Source organism: Pirellulales bacterium (assembly GCA_035656635.1).
GTDB lineage: Bacteria > Planctomycetota > Planctomycetia > Pirellulales > JADZDJ01 > DATJYL01.
The window spans coordinates 15,184-27,716 of the sequence record DASRSD010000045.1 but is presented as its reverse complement, the minus strand read 5'-3'; the positions used below and the strand labels follow the sequence as shown (position 1 = coordinate 27,716).

General features: G+C 53.7%; 8 protein-coding genes and 1 pseudogene. 5 read left to right on the top strand and 4 right to left on the bottom strand.

What is annotated here, in order from left to right; genetic code table 11:
• Positions 1–34: 34 nt before the first annotated feature.
• Complete coding sequence (locus VFE46_03685; protein ID HZZ27085.1) at positions 35–178, bottom strand: hypothetical protein; 144 nt, start codon at positions 176–178, stop codon at positions 35–37.
• 44 nt (positions 179–222) lie between these two features.
• Here VFE46_03685 and VFE46_03680 point away from each other — a divergent pair, with 44 nt between their 5' ends.
• The 5 genes and pseudogenes from VFE46_03680 to VFE46_03660 all read left to right on the top strand — a co-directional run bounded on the left by VFE46_03680 (position 223) and on the right by VFE46_03660 (position 7,118).
• Positions 223–1,911: an alpha-L-fucosidase gene (locus tag VFE46_03680; GenBank protein ID HZZ27084.1), complete on the top strand. Its 1,689-nt coding sequence runs from the start codon at positions 223–225 to the stop codon at positions 1,909–1,911.
• Between the two features lie 1,425 nt (positions 1,912–3,336).
• Positions 3,337–3,879: a sigma-70 family RNA polymerase sigma factor gene (locus VFE46_03675; protein ID HZZ27083.1), complete on the top strand. Its 543-nt coding sequence runs from the start codon at positions 3,337–3,339 to the stop codon at positions 3,877–3,879.
• Entirely contained in the window at positions 3,876–5,492 is a 1,617-nt protein-coding gene (locus tag VFE46_03670; GenBank protein HZZ27082.1) for a LamG-like jellyroll fold domain-containing protein, read from the top strand. Before VFE46_03675 ends, VFE46_03670 begins: the two co-directional genes overlap by 4 nt.
• A gap of 12 nt (positions 5,493–5,504) precedes the next feature.
• Positions 5,505–6,263, top strand: coding sequence for a hypothetical protein (locus tag VFE46_03665; GenBank protein HZZ27081.1), 759 nt, complete (start codon positions 5,505–5,507; stop codon positions 6,261–6,263).
• Between the two features lie 6 nt (positions 6,264–6,269).
• A pseudogene (locus VFE46_03660) lies at positions 6,270–7,118 on the top strand (chitosanase).
• A 24-nt stretch (positions 7,119–7,142) separates the two neighbouring features.
• On the opposite strand, the gene VFE46_03655 reads toward VFE46_03660, so the two are convergent.
• The 3 genes from VFE46_03655 to VFE46_03645 form a co-directional block, all read right to left on the bottom strand.
• Complete coding sequence (locus tag VFE46_03655; GenBank protein HZZ27080.1) at positions 7,143–7,751, bottom strand: hypothetical protein; 609 nt, start codon at positions 7,749–7,751, stop codon at positions 7,143–7,145.
• 97 nt (positions 7,752–7,848) lie between these two features.
• Positions 7,849–8,829: a sugar phosphate isomerase/epimerase family protein gene (locus tag VFE46_03650; protein ID HZZ27079.1), complete on the bottom strand. Its 981-nt coding sequence runs from the start codon at positions 8,827–8,829 to the stop codon at positions 7,849–7,851.
• A complete protein-coding gene (locus VFE46_03645) occupies positions 8,826–12,392 on the bottom strand; it encodes an autotransporter-associated beta strand repeat-containing protein (GenBank protein HZZ27078.1) in 3,567 nt (1,188 codons plus the stop codon). Before VFE46_03645 ends, VFE46_03650 begins: the two co-directional genes overlap by 4 nt.
• Between the last annotated feature and the right edge of the window lie 141 nt (positions 12,393–12,533).

The following is a 12,533-nucleotide window of genomic DNA, read 5'->3' as shown; positions in this document are numbered from 1 at the left end:
ATTCAACGGGCTGTCGCGGATCTTTATTTCGCATTCAGGACGGCGCCCGGCCATGGACAACAGCAATAAATCGCGCCATCAAGTCGGATTCCGCTTTGCCGACAGCGGTGTCTTCCTCGGCAAAATACTCCTTTAAGCGATCGCACTCCCAGGCCTGATTGGGCGTTGAAGTATCCATGATAGGGCTGTTAAACTTAAACGATCGCCAGCGAAAGGTCTGCTATGAAAATCTCCCGACGCGCGGCATTGAAAACCTTGGCCGCGGTCGTTCCATCGGCGTGCATTTCCAAAGCGTTTGGAGCCGACGGAACCGATTCATCCTCTATCGCTAAAGACGAAGCCGGTTTACCCCCTGCGCCCACGCCCATCACAGCGCGCACCGGTTTCGGTGTCGCCAGCGGCCCCTTCCAGCCCACTTGGCAATCGCTCTCGCAATACCAAATTCCCGACTGGTATCGCGATGCCAAACTAGGAATTTGGGCGCACTGGGGTCCGCAATGCCAGCCGCAGATGGGCGATTGGTACGCACAGCGCATGTACCAAACCGACGGGCCAATTTACAAATTCCACGTGCAAAAATATGGTCACCCGTCGCAGTTTGGCTTCAAGGATGTCATCAATCAATGGAAGGCCGACCAATGGCAGCCGGCCGAACTCATCGCTCTCTACAAAAAAGCCGGCGCCAAGTTCTTCGCCGCCATGGCCAATCATCACGACAACTTCGACATGTTCAATTCCAAATATCAGCCCTGGAATAGCGTGTCGATCGGCCCCAAGAAAGACATTGTCGGCGGCTGGGCCAAAGCAGCCCGCGAGGCCGGGCTTCGCTTTGCCATCACTTCGCATGGAGATCGTGCTTGGAGTTGGTATCAGGCTGCCCAGGGCTCCGATAAAACCGGCCCCTTGGCCGGCGTCCCTTACGATGGTCGCACAACCGCCGCACAAGGCAAAGGCATGTGGTGGGAAGGCCTCGACCCGCAAGATCTTTACGCCCAATACCACACCGTCGGCAAATACGATTGGCCGCAAAACGGCACACCGCCAATTGATCCAGCCTTTATCGAAAAATTCTTCAACCGCACCATCGACTTAATCGACCAATACCATCCCGACTTGCTCTACTTCGACGACACCATTCTTCCTCTTTACCCTGTTAGCGATATCGGCCTGCGAATCGCTGCCTATTTATACAACACCAACCTGGCCCGCAACGGCGGAAAGTTGGAAGCGGTGCTCACCGGCAAGCACCTTCAGCCCGACCAGCGCCGCGCCCTGGTGTTGGACGTGGAACGCGGCGTCACCACCGGCAGCGAAACGCTTTCCTGGCAAACCGACACCTGCATCGGTTCCTGGCATTATGACCACCGTATCTTCGATCAACACAAATACAAAACGGCCAAGCAAGTGGTGCAGATGCTGATCGACATTGTCAGCAAAAACGGCAACTTAATGCTCAACATTCCCGTGCGCGGCGACGGCACTATCGACGAAGACGAAGTGAAAGTCCTCGAAGGATTGGCCGCCTGGATCGAACCGCACGGTGAAGCCATTTTCGACACCCACCCTTGGAAAGTGTATGGCGAAGGTCCCTCCACCGAAGCTCCGCCGGCCACAGGACAATTCGGCGGCGCAAAAGATGTTCGCCCCTACACCGCCGAAGACATTCGCTACACCTCGAAAGGCGAATCGCTCTATTGCTTCTTCATGGGATGGCCCGCAAGCGGAAAACTCACCCTCAAAAAGCTGGCCGAAGGCAGCGAGAACTACCCGCAGAAAATCGGGCGGATCGAATTGCTGGGACTCGCCGCCGCGCCATTGGCATTCGACCGAACCACGACATCGCTAGCCGTTACTTTGCCCGACAAGCACCCGAACGAATATGCGTGCGCCCTAAAGATTTCGCCGGCGTGATCGTCGATTAAACTCGCGCAATTATCGGTTTGCGGATCGACACAAAGTCGCAAGAAAGCCTTAGAAATTTGAGTGGCAACACGGACTGCGGATGACTGCGGCGACTCCGGACTACTCTTCGTTGACGCAAGTCTGTTCTGAGCGAAAAGTAGTCCGGAAAAACTAGGCAAACTATTCAGTCGGGGCGAGCAGATTTGAACTGCTGACCTCTTGCACCCCAAGGGGACATGCGTGCACTGCTGAAAACGCTATTTTCTTCGGGGAATACAAGCATTTTAGCGTGTCCAATCACGATAGCAAGCCTTCGCACATCATTGCCGTTTTTCTCGGCAAATCGCGGTATCGCCAAAAATAAAGCCGTAGTTTACGGCCTTACGTCTTGCAGGTGACGCCCGTACACCGCTGGCCAGTCGTTCGGAATAGCGACGGTTAAAATCCACGCCATTGCCCTACATTGCCCGATCGCCGCTTGGATCGTGCTTTTTTTTGGTTGTCCAACCCGCGCGTGCGGCAGAACGTCGCTAAGGCGATTGCTGGCTCCGGCCGAGGAATGGCTACGGACTACGGGCCGTGGGCAGTGCATTCTCCAACTCCTGACCACTTACCCAAATGAAAGCGCCCGACAAGCAACTGTCTGGCATCCTCTACCGAACAACAGGTTTTTCACCAGCGGACCGAGTCTGCGCTCGTCCATAGTGTAAGGGCCACTTCACATCGCATCCAAATGCCTCAGCGGCATGCAGCGGCCAATAGGGATCATGTAGCATCGCACGGGCCAGCAGCACGGCGTCGACCTGCCCTTCGGCAATGATTTGCTCTGCCTAGCGCGGCTCGGTGATCATTCCCACGGCACCGGTGAATTAGCTCAGGCTGGCTTCTTTCGTCGTTTAATTATCCTATTTCTCTGGCGGCGAGAATTACGCAAAGCCGAATCGTCGCCGTATTCGCTTTGGTCGCGGCGCTAATCCCCTATTCGTCTCCGTTTCACCATCTGCGATTTGTATTGCCTGGCTTTGGTCGTGGCACTGTCGCGCTCGGGTGGTAGCGAGACCACCGAGAACTAGTTCCATTCCGTGAACAGCACATTGAGCAAATGAATAGCTATATGGATAATTCGTGAATCATCTCACGCTCCGCTGAGACCCTAAGGGATTCTGGACCTTCCGCTTCCTCTCTTCTCTGTTTGCCGCTCGGTTCGCGCGATTTCGATACTTCGCCCTTATGCGATTACGAAAATTACCCTGCCTCTGTCGGAAAACTTGAAAAACTGCGAAAATTGCAACCTTTTGTCCCGAACCGTTCCGAAAGTGCTATTCCTTCTTGGTAAGCTACGCACGCCTTACGCAACTAGCAAGGCGCGGACCTATTATTTGACTTAATCGAATTCCCTGTGATGCGGTAGGGCTAAGTGACGGAGCCGACACCATGGCGAAGGCTACCTACCATGAGGAAGAAAAGCGGAAGCAATTGCTAATGCTGATGACGCAACATCAGCGGCGGATATTTTCCTACATCTATACGTTGGTTCCTTTTCGTTCTGACGCAGAAGATTTATTACAAGAAACGAGTCTCGTAATTTGCGAAAAATTTGACGAATTCCAACCCGGTACCGATTTTGTCGCATGGGCTTGCCAGATTGCATATTGGCGTGTTCGGTATTTCCGCCAAAAATTTGCGCGTGGAAAGGTGTTATTCAATCAAGAAGTACTCGATGCGGTAGCCAAAACAACGAATCAGATGACGGTAGAACTCGATCTGCGGTACGAAGCGTTAGCCCATTGCCTGCAAAAGCTGCCCGCTCGTGATCGTGAATTTTTGCTCACTCGGTACGAACCGGGTTCTGGCGTTCAGGAAGCAGCGCGCCGTTCAGGTCGAACTATGGCGGCAGCCTACAAAGCGCTGATGCGAATTCGCAAATTGCTGTTCGATTGTGTTACCCATCAACTAGCTGGCGATGCTGCCACATGAGCCTTCGCGACTGCGAAATCTTGGAACTGAACGAACTCTGCAATGCGGTGGTCGACAGCAATCTGACCGAAGCACAGCGGCAACGGTTGGAAAGTTGGCTCGCTACGTCCGAAGAGGCGCGCGCCTATTATATCAAGACGATGGATTTGTCAGCGGCTTTAGCACATCGGGCGGCCGAAATGCAAATGGAAGCTCCCGATGCAGCCGGCAGATCGCTTTGGTTTTTGCAATTTGCCCGTTGGCATTGGATTTCACTGGCAGCGGCGGCAATTCTAGGTATAACCATCGTTTGGGAATTGCGTCCCAAGCTGATCAATCCGACGGCGGTAGCAGAGCCCATGGAGTATGTTGCCAGAATCACAGGCGAAAATGGAGTCGTGTGGAAGGCTGGCGACGAGTTTAAACGAGGTTCGTTTTTGCATCGCGGCCAGCGGATTGAAATCTCCCAAGGGTTTGCCGAAATCACCTTCGATTCAGGAGCGGTTGTCTTGTTAGAAGGACCTGCGGCATTCGATGTGAATTCAGCCTGGGCGTCGACGCTCCGTCGCGGGGCGGTGAACGTGAATGTTCCGCATCAAGCCATTGGTTTTCGCGTTTCCACGTCAGCGGTAGATTTTGACGATTTAGGCACGGAATTCTCTATGATCGCCGATGGTCAAGGCGGCGCTGACGTCGTTGTACTCAAGGGCGAAGTGCAGGCATCGCCTCGTGGCCACGAAGATCCAGAGCCCGTCGTATTGCACGCCAACGAATCGCGTCGTTTTGCAGAGTCGGGCATGTCCCGCGCGCAAGACGAGGAGGAATTATTAGCACGATTCAGCGAACCGATATCGCTGGATCGCCTAACCGAATCAACGAACTTTGCACACTGGTCGTTCGACGAGTTAATGAATGGCGCTTTTCCCGCAAAAGTTGTTGGGTTTCCCGGCGGCGATTTGGCTCTAACGCTACAATCTAAATCACCCGAATCGTTGCAATTAGCTTCCATCAAAGGCATGCGCAACCGCGCCTTACATTTTGATGGAGAACTGGTTGGCAAAGCGAAATTCCCAGGTCTATCCAGCAATTCGGAACACACGATTGCCTTTTGGGTGAAAGTTCCTAAAGATTCGCTGTTGTCGGACGCATATTCGATGGTTGCCTGGCGCGCCAACGAGGGCAAACTGGATTCACGTCCGGTGCACATCGCTTGGAACCGCGATCCGTCGGAAGGACCATTGGGTGCGGTCCGTACCGATTTTAGCGGCGGCCACGCCATTGGCCTGACGTCGCTACGCGACGGTCGCTGGCACCATATTTGTGTTATCTTTTTACCTGGCGACGATCCTGCTACTCCCGTTCAAGTCAAGCAGTATGTCGACGGTCGGTTGGAGAGCAATATGATTACCCCCGGACCAAAGCGCAGTATTGGCGGCAATCTAAACCAAGTCGACAATGGCACCGGCACAGATGTACTATGGTTAGGCTGTCGTCTGGGTGGAACCCAGCCTAAGCGAGATCGATTTAGTGGCGATATTGATGAATTATTCATCGCCGATCGTGGCTTGGAGCCCGCGCAAGTTGTGCAGCTTATGGAAAACGCAGATATGATTCAGTCAACTCCTGATGATTAAAGGCGACCATTTATGAAAAAGTTCCGAACTCGTCTATTGCCCGCATTAATCGGTGGACTCATTCTCTTCTTCCTAATGCAGCAGCGCGTGCTTGCGCAGCGCCGCGGACAAGGCGGGTTGCGAGCGGGGGAAGCGACGCCGTCTCAATTATTGCAGATCGAAGCCGTACAAAAAGAATTGAAGCTTACTGACGAACAGAAGAGCCAAGCCACCAAAGTTAACGAATCGCTCACGTCAGGGCGGCGGCAAATATTTTCGGAGAACGCCAAAGACAGTAAGGAACGGCAGCCGAAATTAGCGGAATTGAACAAGAAATTAGACGCCGAAGTTGAACAAATGCTCGATGACAGCCAGAAAAAACGGCTTAAGGAGATTTTACTCCAAGTGAACGGCGGAGCTGAATTGCAAAAGGAAGAAATCCAAAAGGCTCTCAATCTAACAGACGACCAAAAGACAAAACTGGCGGAAGTTCAAAAGGAAAATACGAAGGCGCGGCGCGATGCCTTGGCCCAAGTCGAAGGGTCCGCCCGAACCACAAAGGAAGCGGAGCTGTATCGCGAAGGCAATCAAAAGCTGCTTTCGGTGTTAACGCCGGCGCAAAACAAGCAATTCGAACAGATGCAAGGCGAGAAAATCGATGTCGATTTGACACAGCCCGCCCCGGCCGGGGGCAAATCTGGTGGCAAAGGCAAATCGGCTGACGGTGCAAAAGGTAAATCCGGCGACGGCACGAAATCGCCCGACGGCGCCAAACCAGCAGACGGCGGATAGAATTTAATGAGCTATCTACGCTTCATTGGCATCGGCTGCCTCATTTCGCTCCAGGCAGTGTGCACTATTTCTGCCCGCGCAGGCGAGCTCAGCCAAGTCGCCGGTGACTCACCGCAGGGACTTCATGACGCGACGAAGAAAGACATCGCCATGCAGCTTGTCTCCACAGCGGAAAACTCGTCGCTCGACTGGAAGGCTCAGTACAAATATATCGAATACAATGTAGAACATAACGCACAGGAGAACCGCGGGTATACCGCCGGAATTATTGGCTTCACCTCCCGAACACACGACATGCTGGAGCTGGTCGAGTACTATAGTCAGCTCACGCCAAATAATCCGCTCGATTCATTTCTACCAACATTGAGAAAGGTAGATGGAACGCCCTCCAAAGATGGACTCGATAAGCCGTTTGAACAAGCATGGAAGTTAGCCGCTGGTGATCTAAAATTTCAACAAGCCCAAGATCACGAACGTGATCGCGTCTACTTTAATCCTGCCGTCGATCAGGCAATTTACGATGGCTTGCATGAATTAGGACAATTCATCTATTAGGATGCAATCGTCATGCATGGCCCAGGAAATTCTCGCGACAGCTTCGGAGGCATTCGCAACCAAGCCATCGCCAAAGTAAAAGTGCCGGCGCAAGGTGGCGACGACAAAGCCTATTTGAATGCTTTTCTCGATGTCCGAAGAGCTGCGATGAAAAAAGAGCAAGGGCACCAGGATACTTCTCGCGTCGACACCCTGCAGCGGAAATTCTTGAACGAAGGCAACTTATCTCTTGCCCCGCCATTGACCTTCAAAGTCTATGGAGACGATTACCGCATTGATGGCCCTAGCGGCAACAACTAATTTCGCGCAGAAACGAAACTTTGATCAATTGGATGAATGTTCGCTGTGCGCGGTGTTTGTTGTCATGCTGTCTTGTCCCGACAGGTAATTCATTTCCAGTCCCAGTCCACGTGGCGGCGGGTCGTGAATCGGATGGTGTAAGTGTCCGCCATTAAATCCTTGTGGGCCTGTCGTGTTTGGATCGAGCTCAAGCGAAAGAAAGTGAACGGCGAACTCACCCTTGGCCTTGTCAAGCGGCTCGATTCGGACCCGTTGGTTCAATCGCTTGCCGCTGAACAGCACATCAATTTTGGCGGCATGATCGGCCGTCGCATATTCGGGAATTTCGATCTTGAGTTGCGGATCGTATTTTTTGCGTGCCGCTGTGCCCGCATCCGCGATGGCCTGAGCGATTTGATGGTAGCTTACGACGTGAGAATCGAATTGCACGGTCACATATTCGCCATGCGAGCCAAATGTGGCAGCCGTGACGGATTTAATCTTCTGCAGTGCTGCACGGAGTGCCTCCCGTTCGTCCGCGCTATCGATTTGCTGAATAAAAAACGTCACAGCAACCGGCGGATGTTTTCCGCTCTTGGCATCTTGCGCGGTCGCCGGAGTTTTCGGCAAAGCGATTACTAAAAAAGCAGCCAAAGCGCAGCAGCTCCCCGCACAAAAATGCCAACCCCGCCTTAAACGTTGATTCGTGCTTTGCATCAAAGAGCAGCGTAGCTTACGGGACCACATAACTTCATGCAGTTTGCTTAATTGCTTCACGCAACTGGCTCAAGAAGCTAGGAACCACCGTGTAGGGATCATAGTCTTTGCCTTTGGGAGAAAGCGTTTCGACCGGCAAATACCCATGATAGCCCGATTTTCTGGCAATTTGCACCAGCTTGACTAAATCGATTGGGACATCGCTATCCTGCCCGAACGGGCTTTGCTTAATTTGCCAATTGAGGGCGTGCGGGGCGACTAGGGCAATATCTTGGTACGGATCATCCGTCTTAAAGTAACCGGTATCCACGATAGGGCCACACCACTGCGATCCGACCGCCTTAATCAGCGCCAGCAATTGCTCGCCGGTTTGGAGAAAATCGCCGTGGTTTTGCACGCCGATGCGGACGCCGAATTTCTTTCCTTGCTCGGCACATTCTTGCAGATCGGCGGCGATCCAAGCCTGAACGTCGTTCCGGCTGGCGCCCGGCGCGACTTGCTCCCAGGAGCTGGCTCTCATTTGCGTGTCAGCAAATACGCGAATGACGGGAGCGCCCAGGCGGGCGGCAACCTCCACCCATTCCTTAATGTGTTTGACGGACTCGGCGCGAATGCTCTTATCCGATGTGGTAAAATTGTTGCGCACGCCGGTACCGCTTATTCCCATTCCCAATTCGGCAGCGCGGCGCTTAAATTCATTTAGATATTCGTCCGAGGGGACTTTTGGGTAACCCGGGAAAAAGTAGCCGGTTGGATCAAAGCCTTCGCACTTTTGCTTGGCGGCAAAGTCCAGCACTTCGAGCAGCGTAACGCCGCCGCCACGATTCTTGATCGAATCGTTCAACAGCTTGCTGAAAGAATAGGCGTTCAACGCAACTTTGAGTTGTTCGGCGTTGGCCTTGGCACTTTCCTCGGCCAAAGCCGTGATTCCATTTAGTCCAGTCGTGGCCAAGGCGACGAGCGAAAATGCCGAAGTGCTTTTGAAAAAATCCCGTCGACTTATGTTGGTGATCATACGCTTACAATCGGTTTGGGGGTTAATGAATAAGTGCGCACATTCAGTTTGCGAAAAATTCGCAACAACCAAATTACAGGAGAGCCTAAAAGCAGCAATACCAGCGCGGTTGGCTCCGGGACGGCATTCACACTGCCGCCGCCGCTTTGTAGGAAATTAAGAAAACCTTGAAGATCGGCATTGGTTACTTTGCCGTCGCTGTTGAAATCGCCCAGCGAGACCATATCGAAATTCGACAGACTGTTCGTCGTCTCAAAGCCAGTCAGATTGGTCAGGGCACTCTCCATTGGCAAAATATCGGCCGCGTCGACGTGACCGTTGAAATTGAAATCGCCCGGTAAAATGAGCGTTGCGGACACCGGCACAATTTCGCCGTTGGAAAGAATTGAGGCGCCCGTTTTATAGTTGTCAAATTTGATTTGGCTTAATTGTCCGAGTAGGCCTGTGTTGTCGGAGCCGACGAAAACCTGATCAGGGCCGCTGCCCAGGGTGGGGTCGGTCGCGTTACCCATCCAGTTGGAAATGGTCAGAAGCTTGTTCGCATTCCAAGGAACCAACCCGCTGTTGTCGAAGTGCAGCGCATTGGAGCCGCCCCCAACATTAATCGTCGAATTGCCGAGCACTTGAAGCGTGCCCAGGGTTTGATCGAACCCACTCGTTGCAAATGTACCGCCGTTCAAAATCAAATTCGAATGAGTGGTCCCATTGATGGCATGGGGAACACCCAAGCTCAGAGTTCCCCCGTTGATCGTCGTCGAGCCGGTATAACTGTTCACGACACCAAGAGTCCAATTGCCAGTACCGGACTTCACCAGCGAAAGCGCTCCTCCGCCGGTGGAGTTGGGAAGCAAACCGTCAATGGTGTTTGCTCCCGTATTGCTACCGGTAAGGGTAAATGTACGAGCCTGAGCGCCAAAGCTTAGTGCGTCGGTACTGGCGCCAGCTGGCAGATTGCTCAGAGTAATACTACTGGCAGCGGGATTGATCGATTGAATCACCGTGCCTGCGGGAATAAAGCTGGGGTTTGTCACGTCAGTGACAGTCATCCCCGCAACCAAATCGTAAACGTTTGGCAATGTCACTCGGTTGCTCGTCAGACTGAGCGTCGCCGAGCGTGAGGCGGCATCGGCAGAGACAACACTTCCACCGTTGAAATTAACCGCTCCCGTTCCCGAGGCATCGATCGCCCCGCCTGTCGGCTCGATGGTGAATTGCCGGCTCACATTCGTTGCTGGGCCGGTATATTGGAGCGTTCCGCCAGTGAGTACCAGGTTCGAGGCAGCATTGCTCGAGGTTCCCAAGGGGCTGTTATTGCCACCGGCAGGAATACTGGCGACGGAAAGAACGCCAGCGGCAATGGAGGTTGGTCCGGCGTAGCTTTCATTTGCGCTGACGGTGGTTGTGCCCGTACCGTTTTGTATCACACCTCCGGTACCGCTAATTGCGCTCGTGATTGTTAATGCCTGGCTGCTCCCGTAGGCCAGTGTAGCGTTATTTGTGACCGCGGAGGGTAATGCACCCGTCGGAGAGACGGTATCGCTTGCCTGCCCAACCTGTAGGATGCCGGCAGTGATTTTTGTCGGCGTGGTAAAGGTGTTGTTGCCATCGAGAATCAAAACGCCGGTGCCATTCATGGTAAGCCCGGCATCGTTGATGCCCGTCCCGCCCAGGTTTTCAAGCACCGCTGAGCTGCCAAGACTGGGCAACGTAACGGTCGCAATGTGCCGAGTACCAACGGCGCCGCCAGCCACGCCGCCGTTGCCGACAGGCCCAATGGCGAAGCCTTCCATGTTCAACGTGCCGCCGGTCAGTGCCAAAGTGGTGGAAGAGGTTCCCGCGCCTGAACTGACGTCAACTATATTGTTGCCGATGTTCGCCGTGCTTCCCTTAATATTGAACGATCCGGCTGCCGGACCGACCGCGCTGGCATTATTAGCAATGATAAAATTCGAAGCATTCAAGGTACCCGTGGCACTGGAACCTTTGCCCAGATTAAAGGTGCCAGTCAAATTTCTTCCATTTGCAATTGTGCCGCTAGATGTGCTGGGGATGATTGCCAACTGCACAGTATCGGCGTTAAAGGTACCGGTGTCGAATGTGAGAATTCCACCCGAGCCGCCCGTAGCGGCAGAGCCGGATAGCAATTGCCCTACGGTAACGGTACTGGCCTGGACCGTGACGCTGTGCCCGCTCAGATCGAAGGCGCTGTTAGAACCGTTTGAGCCTGAGCTGGCTGCGGTGCCGAAGATAATTGTAGCTTTACTGGCCCCGCCAGCCGCTCCGTCAATGAGCAGCGTGCCAGGACCGGAACTTGAGGCCCAACCCACGCTGGCAGTAGATTTCCCAGCGGCAATTTGAAGCAAATTTGTGTTGAGGATGTTCGTTCCCGTGCCGAAGTTCACCGTCGTTTTCGCTGTGCCAGCAGCGGGAGTGAAGGGGGAGCCCACTGTGGATCCCGGCGTGGTGACCGTACTATCTCCAATATCGATAGTTCCCGCCGTGATTGTACAATTCTGAGCCAGCGACAAGGTGGCGGCTACCGTCGAGCCGACGCCAATGGCGAACTCATTGCCGCCAGGCCCTGCAGAGCCCGGAGCCGGTCCGGTGCCCGTGGTGAAAGTGAAGTTCGCCAAGCCGCTCATGTCGAGCGTGGGCGAGTTAACTACTCCGCTTGCAGCGGTATAACCAACACCTAAAATGAAGCTGGAATTACTCGCACCGCCGCTAACATTGAGCGTGCCGCTGCCGCTGATCGTCACTAAATTGGTGTTGGCAAGGGTAGGCGCCTGATTCGTTGCATCGCCCATTAAAAATACTGCGTTCAATCCAGTAGCTGGCACACTGCTATTGATATTCAGGATGGCCCCGGAGTTGATGGTGACCGTATTGACGCTAGACGGAGACGTTGAGTGCGTCGCGGAAATAAAGCCGCCGATTGTGGTGCTTAGGCCGGATGCAATTGTAAGGTTTCCGACAGGAGTCGCGGCAAGGCTATTGGCGGTCGTACCAAGCGTCAATATGTTGGTCGTGGCGCCCAGATTGCTTCCGACCCCGACCGCCAAGGTGCCACTATTCACGGCAATATTGCCGGAAAAAATATTGGCACCGGCCAGGTTGAGCGTGCCCGGACCGGTAAAATTCAATCCCACAGTTCCGTCAATCGGTGCGCTAATTGTGGGGCTTCCACTAACAACATTGATGGCAGCCGCGCCAGAAAGGATTAGGGTATTGGCGCCCATCGCAGCGACGGTGTAGTCGCCGCTCGTTGCAGAATTAAATGAAATCCCACTCGCTGTGATCCCGGATTCATCGATTGTAATCGTGCCGGCGCTGCCATTGTTGTTGCCGATGACCGCAGTGTCACCGTTCGTCCACGCTTGAGAAGTAGTTCCGTCAGTCCAGTTGGCATGGCTCGTTGTATCCCAAAATCCATCGCCATCGGTCGGAGCGGTCGGATTTGCACCGCTTGCATCCCAAGTAAGCGTTTGGGCAATGAGGAAGCGGCTTCCACAAAACAATGCCGCGCCAAAGGCCGCGATCACCCACACGAATCGGCATACCATACGAATTCTGGTCGATGAACCGCAGAATAACCATATAAGTTGTTGATTCTGCATCGATTTTCTCCCCCAACGGTGCCTTAGTCAGCGTGTTTTCTGCAAACTCCGCTCCTCCGCACGCGTATGAACGCACTTTAGAGCTTG

Bases quoted from the DNA above. Each gene is read 5' to 3' on its own strand.
- VFE46_03685 (HZZ27085.1), bottom strand. From the start codon at position 178: ATGGATACTTCAACGCCCAATCAGGCCTGGGAGTGCGATCGCTTAAAG.
- VFE46_03680 (HZZ27084.1), top strand. From the start codon at position 223: ATGAAAATCTCCCGACGCGCGGCATTGAAAACCTTGGCCGCGGTCGTT.
- VFE46_03675 (HZZ27083.1), top strand. From the start codon at position 3,337: ATGGCGAAGGCTACCTACCATGAGGAAGAAAAGCGGAAGCAATTGCTA.
- VFE46_03670 (HZZ27082.1), top strand. From the start codon at position 3,876: ATGAGCCTTCGCGACTGCGAAATCTTGGAACTGAACGAACTCTGCAAT.
- VFE46_03665 (HZZ27081.1), top strand. From the start codon at position 5,505: ATGAAAAAGTTCCGAACTCGTCTATTGCCCGCATTAATCGGTGGACTC.
- VFE46_03650 (HZZ27079.1), bottom strand. From the start codon at position 8,829: ATGATCACCAACATAAGTCGACGGGATTTTTTCAAAAGCACTTCGGCA.
- VFE46_03645 (HZZ27078.1), bottom strand. From the start codon at position 12,392: ATGGTATGCCGATTCGTGTGGGTGATCGCGGCCTTTGGCGCGGCATTG.